Annotated in this window: 12 protein-coding genes and 2 pseudogenes; 9 read left to right on the forward strand and 5 right to left on the reverse strand. The window is 70.6% G+C overall.

Going from position 1 to position 14,145, the window contains the following annotated elements; translation table 11 throughout:
• Position 1 precedes the first annotated feature (1 nt).
• The gene (locus NW895_RS00940) at positions 2 to 637 is read right to left on the reverse strand and encodes a hypothetical protein (RefSeq protein WP_289933054.1); all 636 of its coding nucleotides are present in this window, start codon (positions 635 to 637) and stop codon (positions 2 to 4) included.
• 262 nt (positions 638 to 899) lie between these two features.
• On the opposite strand from NW895_RS00940, the gene NW895_RS00945 reads away from it, so the two are divergent.
• The 4 genes from NW895_RS00945 to NW895_RS00960 all read left to right on the forward strand — a co-directional run bounded on the left by NW895_RS00945 (position 900) and on the right by NW895_RS00960 (position 6,563).
• Entirely contained in the window at positions 900 to 3,866 is a 2,967-nt protein-coding gene (locus NW895_RS00945) for a BTAD domain-containing putative transcriptional regulator (RefSeq protein ID WP_289933055.1), read from the forward strand.
• The gene (locus NW895_RS00950) at positions 3,863 to 4,591 is read left to right on the forward strand and encodes an A24 family peptidase (protein ID WP_289933056.1); all 729 of its coding nucleotides are present in this window, start codon (positions 3,863 to 3,865) and stop codon (positions 4,589 to 4,591) included. The genes NW895_RS00945 and NW895_RS00950 overlap by 4 nt, the downstream gene beginning before the upstream one ends.
• A 159-nt stretch (positions 4,592 to 4,750) precedes the next feature.
• Positions 4,751 to 5,950, forward strand: a complete 1,200-nt coding sequence (gene mqnC / locus NW895_RS00955; protein ID WP_289933057.1) for a cyclic dehypoxanthinyl futalosine synthase — start codon at positions 4,751 to 4,753, stop codon at positions 5,948 to 5,950.
• Between the two features lie 7 nt (positions 5,951 to 5,957).
• Positions 5,958 to 6,563, forward strand: coding sequence for a hypothetical protein (locus tag NW895_RS00960; RefSeq protein WP_289933058.1), 606 nt, complete (start codon positions 5,958 to 5,960; stop codon positions 6,561 to 6,563).
• A 16-nt stretch (positions 6,564 to 6,579) separates the two neighbouring features.
• Here the strand turns inward: NW895_RS00960 and NW895_RS00965 are convergent, their stop codons facing one another.
• The gene (locus NW895_RS00965; RefSeq protein WP_289933059.1) at positions 6,580 to 7,614 is read right to left on the reverse strand and encodes a chitinase; all 1,035 of its coding nucleotides are present in this window, start codon (positions 7,612 to 7,614) and stop codon (positions 6,580 to 6,582) included.
• Positions 7,615 to 7,934: 320 nt separating this feature from the next.
• On the opposite strand from NW895_RS00965, the pseudogene NW895_RS00970 reads away from it, so the two are divergent.
• The 3 genes and pseudogenes from NW895_RS00970 to NW895_RS00980 form a co-directional block, all read left to right on the forward strand.
• Positions 7,935 to 8,156, forward strand: a pseudogene (locus NW895_RS00970) (bi-functional transferase/deacetylase); the annotation flags it as partial.
• Positions 8,157 to 8,202: 46 nt separating this feature from the next.
• Positions 8,203 to 8,929 (forward strand): annotated as a pseudogene (locus NW895_RS00975) (acyltransferase family protein); the annotation flags it as partial.
• Positions 8,926 to 9,621, forward strand: a complete 696-nt coding sequence (locus tag NW895_RS00980) for a demethylmenaquinone methyltransferase (RefSeq protein ID WP_289933060.1) — start codon at positions 8,926 to 8,928, stop codon at positions 9,619 to 9,621. The pseudogene NW895_RS00975 and the gene NW895_RS00980, both read left to right, overlap by 4 nt.
• 23 nt (positions 9,622 to 9,644) lie before the next feature.
• Here the strand turns inward: NW895_RS00980 and NW895_RS00985 are convergent, their stop codons facing one another.
• Positions 9,645 to 9,956, reverse strand: a complete 312-nt coding sequence (locus NW895_RS00985; RefSeq protein WP_289933061.1) for a PASTA domain-containing protein — start codon at positions 9,954 to 9,956, stop codon at positions 9,645 to 9,647.
• A 120-nt stretch (positions 9,957 to 10,076) separates the two neighbouring features.
• Entirely contained in the window at positions 10,077 to 10,583 is a 507-nt protein-coding gene (locus NW895_RS00990) for a GNAT family N-acetyltransferase (protein WP_289933063.1), read from the reverse strand.
• A 97-nt stretch (positions 10,584 to 10,680) separates the two neighbouring features.
• Between NW895_RS00990 and NW895_RS00995 the strand changes: the two genes are divergently transcribed.
• Complete coding sequence (locus tag NW895_RS00995) at positions 10,681 to 11,973, forward strand: geranylgeranyl reductase family protein (protein ID WP_289933064.1); 1,293 nt, start codon at positions 10,681 to 10,683, stop codon at positions 11,971 to 11,973.
• Between the two features lie 246 nt (positions 11,974 to 12,219).
• Here NW895_RS00995 and NW895_RS01000 read toward each other — a convergent pair whose 3' ends face one another.
• The gene (locus tag NW895_RS01000) at positions 12,220 to 13,047 is read right to left on the reverse strand and encodes a C40 family peptidase (RefSeq protein ID WP_289933065.1); all 828 of its coding nucleotides are present in this window, start codon (positions 13,045 to 13,047) and stop codon (positions 12,220 to 12,222) included.
• A gap of 737 nt (positions 13,048 to 13,784) precedes the next feature.
• On the opposite strand from NW895_RS01000, the gene NW895_RS01005 reads away from it, so the two are divergent.
• Positions 13,785 to 14,144: an NADH-quinone oxidoreductase subunit A gene (locus NW895_RS01005; protein ID WP_003992243.1), complete on the forward strand. Its 360-nt coding sequence runs from the start codon at positions 13,785 to 13,787 to the stop codon at positions 14,142 to 14,144.
• Position 14,145: the final 1 nt, after the last annotated feature.

The raw sequence follows: 14,145 nt of genomic DNA on the forward strand, positions 1-14,145 counted from the left end.
ATCAGCACCCTCCCGGTTGGGTCTCCACCGTCATGGTCTTCCAGACACCGTCGGCCTGCTTGCCCAGGCTCGTCCGGTACTGGACCCGGGGGGATTCACCCTTCGGGGTACCGGCGGTCTCTCCCGTCTTGAGGTCCTTGCTGTAGCCCTTGCTCTCGTCTACGCAGTAGAAGAGCGTCGCACGCTTCTTGCTGTTGCCGAGGTACGTGATCCGGGGGTCGTAGACCTTGACCTCACCGATGATGGTCAGGCCTTTGTATCCCTTGACCCACGCGGCGCCGGTACTCATGGCCGACTGCCCGCTGTAGAAGGCCAGCGCGCTGTACTGCGGGTCGCCGGCGATGATGGCCGCGTAGGACGCTCTGAGCCGTTCCTTGCCGTCGTTCAGCGCGGTCTGGAGTTCGGGGTCGCTGTTCGTCCAGCTGTCGAACTTCGCCTGGAAGCTGTCGGGGAGCTTGATGACCGGTCGCTTCGTGCCGGATGCGGCCGATGCCGACGCCGACGGGCTGCCCGACCCGCTGTCCGCCCCCTTGATGTCGTCCGAGGACGAGTCGTCGCCCCCGCCGCAGGCGGTCAGAAGGAGTGCTGCCGTCGCGGCGAACGCGGCGGCTGTGGTGGTCAGGGCGCGGCGGGCCACGGTTGATCTCCCCCGAGGTTCGGCGTGTGCGACAGGGAAGGACGCTATCAGGGGTGGGTAAGGGGCCCTTGAGAGGTAGTGGGGGATTGTGTGGGGAACGTGAGGAGTGTGGTGTTGGCGGCTGTGAACGGCGTGGATCCTGAGCCGTGCGGCACTGCGGGAGTCCGCGCTTCGACGGTGTCAGTGCGAGTCAATAAGATCTCTGTAGGCTCAGCACACCTTTCACTCCACTGGCTCCAACACACCACCCAGGACACCCGCCATGCCGCGACGCCGCACTTCAAGCTCGTCTAGCTCGACGGGAAACCCGACGGGGAGTTCGACGGCCCCACGGAACCGGACACCGCAGCCGGTGCGGGTGCGGCGGCGTTCGTTCGGGGACTTCGTCAAGGCGTTCTTCGCGTTCGTCGCGCTCGTCGCTCTGGTCGTCGGGGTGCCGTTCGCGCTGGCCTCGACCATCGGGTGGCCGCTGCCGAGCGGTGTGCCGAGCCTGGACTGGCTGCAGCAGGAGATCACGGTCTGGACGTTCATCCACATCCTGACCGTCATCGTCTGGTTCGCCTGGGCCCAGTTCACCGCCTGCGTCCTGGTCGAGGTGAAGGCCGCGCTGTCCGGCGTCGGAGTGCCGGGCCGGGTGCCGGGCGCCGGGCCCAGTCAGCTGCTCGCCCGGCAGTTGGTCGCCGCGCTGCTGCTCGTCGGCGCCACCGCCGCCAGCCTCACGCCGGGGCTGTCGCAGCTGGGGCACAGCATGGAGGGGAACCAGAAGCCGACCGTCGCCGCGGCCCAGCAGACGCCGGGACTGTTCGCCCAGCAGCAGGAGCAGGCCGCCAGTACCGCGGCCGCCCTCGCCGAGCAGGCCTCCCACGCGGCCTCCCACGCCGACGCCGGCGGCAGCACCGCCAAGCAGGGCGACACCAAGTACTACCGGATCCAGCCGCCCGAGGGACGTCACCACGACTCGCTCTGGGAGATAGCGGAACGGCACCTCGGTGACGGACGCCGGTACAAGGAGATCTTCGAGCTCAACAAGGACCGCATCCAGCCCGACGGTTCCCGGCTCTCCGAGGCCAGCCTCATCCGGCCCGGGTGGATCATGGAGATGCCCGGCGACGCGCGCGGTGGCGACCTCGTAGAGATGCCGGACGAGGCGCCCAGCGTCTCGCCGGACGTGCAGCAGCAGATCCACGACTACGCCCGGACCGGGGATCACGCGCAAGCCCAGGGCGGTGGCGGTCACGCCCAAGGCGGCGGCTCGCACGTCTCCGCGCCCGAGCAGCAGCCCGCACCCGAACATCAGCAGCAGCACCAACAGCACGCCACCGACGCCGAGTCCGGCAGCCACTCCTTCGGCCTGCCCGAGGCCCTCCTCGGCGCCCCGCTCCTCGCCGCCGGCCTCCTCGGTGCCCTCGGGCGCCGGCGTCGGCAGGCGCTGTGGCAGTCGGCGTTCGGTGCCGTCGGCGGGCGGCGCGGCATGGAGCCGCCGACGCCGACCGGGGACGCCCAGGACGTGCAGGACGCGCTGCTCGTGGGCGCCGACCCCGAGGGCGTACGCCTGCTCGACCGGTCGTTGCGCGGGCTTGCGGCCTCTCTCGCCGCCGAGTCCCGCCCGCTGCCGACCGTGTACGCCGCCTGGCTGAGCAACGGCGATCTGCATCTGCAGCTCGCCCAGCCCTCCGGGAAGCCGCCCGCGCCGTGGCAGCTCGGGCAGGACCAGACCTTCTGGATGCTGGCCCGGACCGACGCCGAGCGGTACGAGGACGTCGACACGGCCGCGCCCTACCCCGGCCTCGTCAGCCTCGGCACCATGGACGACTCCCGGCTGCTGCTCAACCTGGAGTCCGTGCCCGGGATCGTGTCCCTCTCCGGCCGTGAGGCCGACCGCGCCGCCGTGTTCGCCTCCGTCGCCGCCGAGTTGGCGACGAACGGCTGGTCGGACCGGATGACCATCACCCTCGTCGGGTTCGGGGAGGACCTCACCCCCCTCGCGCCCAACCGGCTCCGGCACCTCGACGACATCGAGGCGCTCATCGAGACCATGGAGGCCGAGACGCGGCAGCGGCGCGGTGCGCTGGGCGCCGCCGGGCACGACTCCGTGCTCACCGGCCGCACCGGGCCCGCCCAGCACACCCGTTGGGCCCCGCACCTCGTCCTGCTCGCCGCCCAGCCCTCCGCCGAGGACGCCGTCAAGCTCGCCGAACTCGCCGCCGATGCCTCCCGCCTCGGCATCGGATACCTCGTCGGCACCGAGACCGGCGATCTGCCGGGCGCCGCCTGGGAGATGGAGATCACCAGCGCGGGCAAGCTGCTCGCCCCGCTCCTCGGGCTCGAACTCGACGCCCAGCTCCTGCCGGCCACCCAGCAGCGGGCCGTGGTCGAGCTGTTCGTCGAGGCCGACCCGGACCACCGGCCGGACGGGCCGACCAACACCCCGCCGTTCCTCGTCGACATCAGCGAGCAGGGGCGGCCCGCGGTGTACGCCCGCCTCGTCGGGCCGTACGAGATCATCGGCCTGGACACCCCGGACGGCGACCGCAGCGCGCTGCTGCACGAGGCGCTGGCGCTGCTGCTCCTGCACCGCGAGGGCGTGCACCCGCGCGTGCTGTCCTCCGCGCTGTGGCCGCGCGGTGTCACGGACGACGTACGCGACGCCCTCCTGGAGCGGCTGCGCAGCTGGCTCGGCACCGACCCCGACGGCAGCCCCCGGCTGCGCAGCGACGACACCGGGCGGCTCACCCTCGCCAAGTCCGTCGTCTCCGACCTGGACGTACTGCGGTCCCTCTACTACGAGGCCACGCAGGGCAAGGGCGTCGACAGCCGGGCCGTGCGCGGGCGGCTGCTCACGGACGCGCTGGTGCTGGTGCGCGGGCCGCTGCTCGCCGACCGGCCCGAGGGCCGCTACCGCTGGCTCACCCACGAGATCATCGACGCCCAGCTCCCGCTGCTGGTCGCGGACACCGGGCTCGCGCTGTCCGAGTTCCACATGGAGAAGGACCGCGCGGAGAAGGCCATCGAGGCGCTGAACGCGGCCCTGCGGACGGCACCCGCCGACGAGCGCCTGTGGCACGAACTGCTGCGTGCCACGCACGCGACCGGCGACCCCGCCCGGCTCCGGTCCCTGGCCGCCGACCTCATCGGCCGGAGCGGGGCACGGGGCCTGCCGCCGCGCACGGAAGCCCTGCTCGACGAGTTGCTGCCGACGTGGCGCGACGGCGCCGCGGCCGTGGGATGAACACCGGTCTGCTCGTGCTCGCCGCCGCGCTGTGGGGCGCGGCGGCAGGCGCGTTGCTGCCGCGGGCGGCGTACCGGTTCTCGGTGCCGTCGGGGGAGGAGTGGCGGCAGTCGTGTCCCGGCGGGCATCGGGTCGCCGGATGGCTCGGGCGGGCGCGGTGCGGACAGTGCCCGGAGCGCTCGTACGGTCCCGGCACCGCCTCCCTCACCACCGTCACCGCCCTCGTCTGCGCCGCCCTCGCCGCAGCCACCGGCACGCGTCCCGAGCTGGCCGTCTGGCTGCTGCTCGCACCGGTCGGCGTGCTGCTGGCGGTCGTCGACTTCCGGGTACGACGGCTGCCCGACCCCCTCACCCTCCCGTTCGCCGGTGCCGCGCTCGCCCTCCTCGGCGTCACCGCGCTCGTGCCCGAGCACGCCGGGGAGTGGACGACCGCCGTGCTGGGCGCCCTCGCGCTCGGCGCCGGTTACTTCGTGCTGTTCCTCATCAACCCGGGCGGGATGGGCTTCGGCGACGTGAAACTGGCCCTCGGCGCGGGCGCCGTGCTCGGCTGGTACGGGTGGCCGACCGTCATGCTGGGCACCTTCGCCGGATTCCTGCTCGGGGCCCTGTACGGCGGTGCCCTCGTCGTCGCCCGGCGGGCCGGGCGGAAGACGGCCATCCCGTTCGGGCCGTTCCTGATCAGCGGCGCGTTGCTCGGGCTGCTCGTCGGCGCGTACGCGGCATAGCGCCGATCGGCCGAGCCCCGACCCGGCCGCCGCTCCCCGCCGCCGAGACCCTGCGGACCGACGAGCCTGACGTCGGCGTGACGACATGGCTGGCGTACGCTGGTTCGGCCCGTCCACGACCGACTGTCCGTCGACAACCCTTGACGAAAGGGACGCCCGGTGACCGAGAAGGCCGACCTTCAGCCCATCCTCGACCGTGCTGCCGCCGGTGGGCGGATCACCCCCGAAGAGGCCCTCGACCTCTACCGCGACGCCCCGCTGCACGCGCTGGGCGCCGCCGCCGACGCCGTACGCCGTCGCCTCTACGCGGGCACCGAGCACATCGCGACGTACATCATCGAGCGCAACATCAACTACACGAACGTGTGCGTCACGGCGTGCAAGTTCTGCGCCTTCTACGCGGCTCCGAAGGACACGGCCAAGGGCTGGACGCGCGACCTGGACGACATCCTGCGGCGCTGCGCCGAGACGGTGGAGCTGGGCGGCACCCAGATCATGTTCCAGGGCGGCCACCACCCGGACTACGGCGTCGAGTACTACGAGAAGCACTTCCGCGCCATCAAGGAGGCCTTCCCGCAGCTCGTCATCCACAGCCTGGGGGCGAGCGAGGTCGAGCACATGGCCCGGATCTCCGGCGTGAGCGTCGAGGAGGCCATCACCCGGATCCACGAGGCGGGTCTCGACTCCTTCGCCGGGGCCGGTGCCGAGCTGCTGCCCGAGCGGCCGCGCAAGGCCATCGCGCCGCTGAAGGAGTCCGGTGAGCGCTGGCTGGAGATCATGGAGATCGCGCACCGGCTGGGCGTCGAGTCGACGTCCACCATGCTGATGGGCACGGGCGAGACCAACGCCGAGCGCATCGAGCACCTGCGGATGATCCGGGACGTGCAGGACCGCACCGGCGGCTTCCGCGCCTTCATCCCGTACACCTACCAGCCGGAGAACAACCACCTGAAGGGCCGCACCCAGGCCACCATCTTCGAGTACCTGCGGATGATCGCGATCGCCCGCCTGTTCCTCGACAACGTCCGGCACATCCAGGGCTCGTGGCTGACGACGGGCAAGGAGGTCGGCCAGCTCTCCCTGCACTACGGCGCCGACGACCTCGGCTCGATCATGCTGGAGGAGAACGTCGTGTCGTCGGCCGGCGCGAAGCACCGCTCCAACCGGCTGGAGATCATCGACCTGATCCGCAAGGCGGGGCGGGTGCCCGCACAGCGGTCGACCACGTACGAGCACCTGGTGGTGCACGACGACCCGGCGAACGACCCCGTCGACGAGCGGGTCGTGTCCCACATCTCGTCCACGGCGATCGAGGGCGGCACCGCGCACCCCGAGCTGAAGCTGCTCGCGTCCAACTAGCCGGCCCATGCTCACGATTCACGCGGACTCGGCCGGCCGGGCGCTCGCCGTCGAGGGCGCGTGGATCGCGGCGGCGGGCCCCCTGGAGCAACTCGCCGCCGCTCATCCGCGGGCCCGGGTGCGCCAGTGGCCCGGCATCCTCACCCCCGGGCTCGTCAACATGCACGGCACGGAGCTGCTGGAGGAGGCGTACCACCCCGACCCGCGCGAGGCCGATCAGCTGGGCACCGAGCCGCTGACCGGGGACGCCCTCGCCGCACTGGCGCTGGACGACGCCCGCTGGGGTGCGAGCGCCCGGCGCGCAGTGCAGCGGATGCTGGCGCACGGAACGGTCGCGGCCGCCTGCGAGGAACTGCGCAACCGCGCGGTCCGGGACGCCGTACACCGCTCCGGCCTGGGCGTGGTGGGCCGGCTCGGGCGCCCCGGCGGAGTGCCCTCGCTCGACCCGTACGCCTCCGGACTGCCGGTGCGGTTCGCGCCGCCGAGGGAGCGCGGCTCCGCCGCCCGGTTCGCCTTCTTCGACGTCCCGGACGAGGCGGCGCTCCCCGGCGTCGGGGCCGCGAGCTGCGTGGCGACGGTCGTCGACGGGCGCCTGGTGCACCGGCGCCGCTGATCCGTCCCAGGACCCCTCAGCCCGAGAACGCCTCCCCGAACGCCCCCGGACTCTGCGTCACCCCACTGCAGTCGGTGGCGGCCTCGTCCTGCGTGGCGTTCCCCTTCTCGCACTGCTGGTCCCGCAGCGCCGACCACATCGACACCCAGGCGATGCCCTTCTCCTCGGCGAAGGAGCGGACCTGCGCGGCGTCCGCGAGCGTGAACGTCTCACCGTCGACGTCGTTCACGCCGATCATCGAGGTGAGCGCCATGCCCCGCCAGGCGGCCGCGTCGGACGTCCCGAACACCTTCCTCAGCTGCGGGTGGGCGGCCCCGGCCGCGGTGACGGCGTAGTCGCCCATGTCGCCGGTGTAGGACTCGCCGTAGTTCATCGTCATCAGGTTGACGGTGGAGACCTGTACGCCGTGGTGGTTGGCGGACTCCAGCACCGCCAGGCTGTCCTCGCCCAGGCCGGAGGGCATGACCGGCAGCGTGTAGGAGACCCGCAGGTCCGCACGCTCCTGCTGCAGCAGCGCGATCGCCTCCGAGCGCAGGGCGACGGAGTCGTCGTCGGCCAGCTCGTCGCCCTCGATGTCGAAGTCGGCCTGGGAGGAACCGGCCGCGTCGAGCGCCTTCCCGTACGCCGCCGCCAGCTCGGACGCGCTGTCGCAGGTCGCCGCCAGTTCCTTTCCGGTGGCTCCGCCGAAGGAGACGCGGACCGTGGCGCCGTCCGAGGTGAGCCGCGAAATCCGGGATTTCACGGCGGAGTCGGAGATGGCATGGCTTCCGTCCCATTTCGGTGTACAGCTACCGCCCGAAGAGACCACGAAAGCCAGATTGTAGGTCTTCGGCGCGCCCGCCGAGTCGTTGTCCGAGGCCGTGGTGGCGCTCACATAGGGCGCGTACGCGGGGCTGTACGCGGGGGCGGAGGCGCCCGCCGTGGGAGAACCGGACGCGGTGGGGGAGTCGGAAGCGGGGGAGGGCGCCGCCCCTGAGTTCGTGGAGCATCCCGTGGTGGCCAGAGCGAACAGGCAGGTCAGCCCGGCCGCCGGCGTCAGGGGACTCCTCATGGCACATGCACCCGCTCTCGGTCAATTTCCAGATCAATCTACTCCTACCGTCGCGGGGCGCGTCGCGCTGGGCTTTCCCGAAATCTCTCAGGGAAAGGACAGGTCGAGGCGTTTCTCGTGGGCCTCTCACATGAAATTCCTGGTTTAGTGCATATAAAGGCTCTCTAATGTCCGGGGAATGCATTCCGGGCCTGCCATCAAAAACCGCGCCGCGGATCCCGCCGTGCGCGGTCGCCGCCGCAAACGCGGCAACGGGTCCTCCACCTCGGCCGAGGGGCCCGTGTTCGCTGACAACTCCGGACGCCGCTCCAAGCTGCTGTGCGGTGCTGGGTGTCCAACTGCTGCGCGCGGCCTACGCCTTCCGGCTCGACCGGGAGAAGTACCGGTATCTGCTGATGATGCCGCTGCGGCAGCTGGCGTACCGGCAGATGATGTACCTCGTCCTCATCCACTCCTGCATCACGGCCCTCACGGGCGGCCGCCTGAGGTGGCAGAAGCTGAAGCGGACCGGTGAGGTGGGCACGCCGGCGGGTGCGGGCTGATGGGGGCGCACAGCAAGGGGCCCGTCGCGGAGCGGGCCGGGACGGCGGCCTGGCCGGCACCCTGATGGCGAAGTCGCTTGAGCGGCCCGCGCTCACGGTGGTCCGCGACCGACTGAGCCGGCTTCTGCCGCCCTTCTGGTTCTGGGGCATCTTCGTGGTCGTCGCGATGCTGGTGCACGGCTGGATGCCGGGCCGGCAGATCCTCTACTGGGTCGTGCCGCTCGCCGATCCGCCGGGCAACGCCTGGGGCGAGCAGGCCTGGGAGATCCTCTGGTGCCTGCGGACGTACCTCTGGTTCGTCCTGCTCTCCCCGCTCCTGCAGAAGGTGTTCCGCCTCGCGCCAGCCGCCGGACGGCCGCCTCGGCAGCGCGCTCATGTACGACCTCGACGAGAACCCGCTCGCGCAGGCCTTCTGGTCGGCCGGGTACGTGACGCTGCTGCTGTACTCCAAGGCGCCCCTCGGAGTGGACTTCGCCGGGCTGACCCGGTTCCGGCGGGTGGACCGTCTCGTGACCGTCTTCAACGCGCGGGCCGTGACGATCTACCTCCGGCACGAGATCGCGCTGATCCTGGCCGTGCCGCTGATCGACCGGTTCTGGGAGGTGCCCGCGTTCGAGGCGTATCTGCCGCTGGAGAGCCAGTGGTTCCTGTTCGGCGTCGGCTGAGTGCTGATCGGGGTGTTCGTCCTGGTGTGCGGGTGGGTGGAGGACGTGGCCGCGCGGAAGAAGCCGCGGCTCCTGCCGGGAGGGCGTACTGCAACAATGGGCCCGTGACCCGCGCATCCCTGGACAAGCAGCCGCACGAAGTCGCCTCGATGTTCGACGACGTGGCGGAACGGTACGACCTGACGAACGACGTGCTGTCCCTCGGCCAGGACCGCCGATGGCGCACGGAGGTCGCGAAGGCCGTCGACGCGCGCCCCGCGCAGAAGGTCCTGGACCTCGCGGCCGGCACGGGCACGTCCTCGCTGCCCTTCGCCCGCACCGGCGCGTACGTCGTCCCCTGCGACTTCTCCCTCGGGATGCTCCAGGTCGGCAAGCGGCGCCGGAGCTGGCTGCCGTACACCGCGGGCGACGCGACGCGGCTGCCGTTCCAGGACGACACCTTCGACGCCGTGACGATCTCCTTCGGGCTGCGCAACGTGCAGGACACGGACGCCGCCCTGCGCGAGATGCACCGGGTGACGCGGCCCGGCGGACGGCTCGTGATCTGCGAGTTCTCGCACCCGACGTGGGCGCCGTTCCGGACCGTCTACACCGAGTACCTGATGCGCGCCCTGCCGCCGGTCGCCCGGGCGGTGTCCTCGAACCCGGAGGCGTACGTCTACCTCGCCGAGTCCATCCGCGCCTGGCCCGACCAGCCCGCCCTGGCCGAACGGCTGCAGAAGGCCGGCTGGGGCAAGGTGGCGTGGCGGAACCTCACGGGCGGGGTCGTCGCCCTGCACCGCGGGTTCAAGGACAGCTGAGCCTTCTGGCCGTGCCGCGGGCTTCAGTGGGAGCCGAGCACGGCGTACGGGTCGCCCGGCTCGTCCAGCTCCCGCTGCAGCCCGCCCCTGGGCGGTCCCGGCAGGCGCGGCTCGCGCACGCCTCCGCCGCCCTCACCGTCACCGAGGTCGAACCACACGTAGACCATGGAGTCCCGCGGCACCTCGGCACCGGGCTGAGGGTACTGGCGCACGACGTAGTCGACGACGGCGCGGTGGAAGTCGGGCCGGTCCGGCGCGTTGAGGAACAGACCCTGCGCCTGGGCCGCCTCCCGTGCGTCCACGGCCATCAGGCCGACCAGACGCGGTACGCGCACTTCGGGTGTCTTGGGTGTTATGCGCACAGACGTCACCCCCAGCGGTACGGGCAGAGTAACCCTCGCCACGTACCGGCCGGAAGCGTCGGGTGTCTTTCCGTAGCAGGTGACTACTCCGCGTCACAGGTCGAGGCGGTAACAGTGGCCTTCCCGCTGCGAGGCCGGCGTCGTGAAGGTCTGGGCGAGGCTCATGCCCAGCCGTCGCGTCACCGCGATCGACCGGGTGTTGCGGGCGTCGACCATCGCCACGACGCTCTTCGGGCCCGCCGCGCGCACCCGCTCCAGTGTCTGCAGCGCGGCCGCCGTGACGTACCCCCTGCCCCAGTACGCCCGGCCGAGCCGCCAGCCGATCTCGATCTCGCCCGTGGGACCCCAGGTGCGCTCCCACGGCTGGGCGCCCGTGAAACCGATGACCCCACCGGACTCGTCCAGCATGGTCCACAGGCAGAAGCCGAGCTCGGCGTCGTGCTTGCGCTGGCGGGCGGTGAGCTCCTCGTAGACGGACAGCTCCGCGGACCTCCCGCCGTGGAACTCCATGACATCCGGGTCGTCGAAGATCCGATGCCATGTGACGGCGTCCTCGTCGGTGGGAACGCGCAGCTGTACCTCGGGGAGAGCTCGGTTCACGGGGGCAGCCCTTCAGCCGGTGATCGGTGACGCTGCATAGACTGCCCATGTCCAGTGCCGGTCGGCACGCAGATTTCGAACTTGGGGAGATCCCGCCGTGACCGTCGTGACTGAGCCCCTCTCCGAGAACACGGCCGATGTGATCGTCGTCGGCGCGGGGCCGGCCGGCTCCACCACCGCCTACCACCTCGCCCGGGCCGGACTCGACGTACTCCTGCTGGAGAAGACCGAGTTCCCGCGCGAGAAGGTCTGCGGCGACGGACTCACCCCCCGCGCGGTCAAGCAGCTCGTGGCCATGGGCATCGACGTCTCCGAGGAGGCCGGCTGGCTGCGGAACAAGGGGCTGCGCATCATCGGCGGCGGGGTGCGGCTGCAGCTCGACTGGCCGGATCTCGCCTCCTTCCCCGACTACGGACTGGTCCGCAAGCGCGACGACTTCGACGAACAGCTCGCCCGGCAGGCCCAGAAGGCGGGCGCGCGGCTGTACGAGCGCTGCAACGTCGGTGCCCCGATCGTCGACGACCGCACCGGCCGCATCACCGGCGTCCACGCCAAGCTCGGCGAGGAGAAGCGCGAGGTCACCTTCCACGCGCCGCTCGTCGTGGCCGCCGACGGCAACTCCACCCGTCTGTCCCTGGCGATGGGCCTGCACCGCCGCGAGGACCGCCCGATGGGCGTCGCGGTCCGGACGTACTTCACCTCGCCGCGGCACGACGACGACTACCTGGAGTCCTGGCTGGAACTGTGGGACCGCCGTGGCCCGCAGGACCGTCTGCTGCCCGGCTACGGCTGGATCTTCGGCATGGGCGACGGCACGTCGAACGTCGGCCTCGGCGTGCTGAACACCTCCGACTCCTTCAAGGAACTGGACTGGCGCGAGGTGCTGAAGGCCTGGTGCGCCTCCATGCCGGAGGACTGGGGCTACACGCCGGAGAACATGACCGGGCCCATTCGCGGGGCGGCGCTCCCCATGGCCTTCAACCGGCAGCCGCACTACACCCGCGGGCTGCTCCTGGTGGGCGACGCGGGCGGCCTGGTGAACCCCTTCAACGGCGAGGGCATCGCCTACGCCATGGAGTCCGGCCAGATCGCCGCCGACATCATCGTCCAGGCGCACGCGCGGGCGACGCCGAGCCAGCGTGAGACGGCGCTGCAGCGCTACCCGCGCGTCCTGAAGGACACCTACGGCGGCTACTACACCCTCGGCCGCGCCTTCGTGAAGCTCATCGGCAACCCGAAGGTCATGCAGATCGCGGCCCAGCGCGGCCTCACGCACCCCCTGCTGATGAAGTTCACGCTGAAGCTCCTGGCCAACCTCACCGACCCGACGGGCGGCGACGCGATGGACCGCATCATCAACGGGCTGAGCAAGGTGGCACCGAAGGCGTGACCTGGCTCTTCAGGGTTTCCGCGCGGGCGGCCCGGCGGGCGAACACCTCGTCACGTCGGGTCGCCCTTCACATGGTCTGTCTCCGCTCAGCTGTACCGGCCGCCCGAGACGGAACCCCTGGAACGCGTCGACGAGGTGCGCCACCGGCTCTGTCTGCCCACCACCTTCGACCTGGGGTGGGCCGTCGGCGCGCCAGAAAGGCCGCAGCCCCCCGAGCGGCTGCGGCCTCTTCCGTACGACTCCGGGTCAGAGCACCCGCACCGCGCCCGTCGCCGGGTAGCCGGACAGGTCCTGGATGACGACGCCCTTGGAGGGGTTGGCGGCGTCCAGGTACTGGCCGTCACCGATGTACACACCCACGTGGTACGCGGAGCCCTTCGAGCCCCAGTACAGGATGTCGCCGACCTGCAGGTTGGACAGCGAGACCTCGGTGCCGACCGTCGACTGGTCCTGCGAGACGCGCGGCAGGTCCACGCCGACCTGCTTGAACGCGGCCTGGACGAGGCTGGAGCAGTCCCACGCGTTGGGACCGGTGGCGCCCATGACGTAGGCGTCGCCCACCTGGGCCCTGAGGAAGGAGATGACCGTCGCGACGCTACCGCTCGCGGGAGCGGGCGTCGACGTGGAGGCGGAAGCGGAGAGGGTGGCCCGCTCAGCGGATCGGGAGGCGGCGGCTTCGGCCGCGGCCTTGCGAGCCTCCTCGGCCTTCTTCTTGGCCTCCGCCTTCTTCTTCGCCTCCGCGAGGTCCTTCTTCGCCTCCTGCGCAGCCTTCGCGGCGGCCGCGTCACGCTCTGCCTGCAGCTGGTAGTTCGCGGCGGCCTGCTGCGTGGCGTCCGCGGACTCGGCGACCTGAGCGGCCAGGTCGGCCGTCAGGGTGGGCAGTTCGAGGGTCTGCGTCACCGGCTCGGCGGCGTTCGCCGAACCCGACGCCCCGGCCACTGCCAGGGTGCTGAGGACACCACCGGCAACTCCGGCCCGCATCGCGATTTTGGAGGCGCTGCGGCGGGGTTTCCGGTGGCTGCGTATGTGAGCGGTGTGGGACATGAGACCAACCGGTATCAGGGGCTCCTTCATATCTTCAAGAAACGTGTGCTGCGCCACAGTTGTTCAAACGGGGCCCCAAATGCCTGGCGTGTAGTTCTTTATTGACGCCGTAACGGACATTGCGGACGCCCGGCAATCCGCCTGTGATCTCGGCCTTTCATCATTTCGCCCGGATTGCCCCCCGCCTACCATCTGTTGAGGCGGTTGGCCAAGCCCTCTTCTCAGGCCCTCCCCATGGATGTGGCGGAGGTCACGCAACGGTTACGGCGGCGCCCGCGTCTCGCGCGTTGATCACGGCCGGATTGCGCGCGGATCACGACCCGGCTCCGCTCGTGAACGCGTGCACACGTCCACACCGCCCCCCGCCCCTCCCTCCGAGGTGTGAACGACGCCCTCTATCAAGAGATCGATTCCAGTGCCAATTTGCATGCAAGGGAAGTCTCTTGATATGGAGACGCCCCTTCTGGTCAGCGGTGACGAGCGAAAATGTCACCTCTGGTGATCACTCGGACGCTTCTTGTGCGAAGATCACCGCTCATCCGACTTCATGATCCTTCGTCAGGTGGTGGAGATCACAAAGCTTGTGCAATACCCCGTGTCGCAGATCACAGACCCACAGGCATAAGATGCGAGGCAGTCGGGCTTGTGACCTGCTTCACATGTTCCCGATCTTCGCCGGGGCGGGCGGAGTTCGTGGGACTGGTGGGGCGGATGTGAGCCCGGCGCAACCGCCAGCAGTCAGTGCCGACTGAGAGGAGCGAGGAGCGGTGAACGCGTATGCGCCCATCCTCGTACTGGGAGCCCTCGGGGCAGGCTTTGCGATCTTCTCCGTGGTCATGGCCACGCTGATCGGTCCGAAGCGGTACAACCGCGCCAAGCTCGAAGCCTATGAGTGCGGTATCGAGCCGACCCCCACGCCGGCCGGCGGCGGGCGCTTCCCCATCAAGTACTACCTGACGGCGATGCTCTTCATCGTCTTCGACATCGAGATCGTCTTCCTCTACCCCTGGGCCGTCACCTTCGACGCCCTGGGGATTTTCGGGCTCGTGGAGATGCTGCTCTTCGTGCTCACCGTCTTCGTCGCGTACGCGTACGTGTGGCGGCGCGGCGGCCTGGAATGGGACTGAG

This window comes from Streptomyces sp. S.PNR 29, from assembly GCF_030386795.1.
GTDB lineage: Bacteria > Actinomycetota > Actinomycetes > Streptomycetales > Streptomycetaceae > Streptomyces.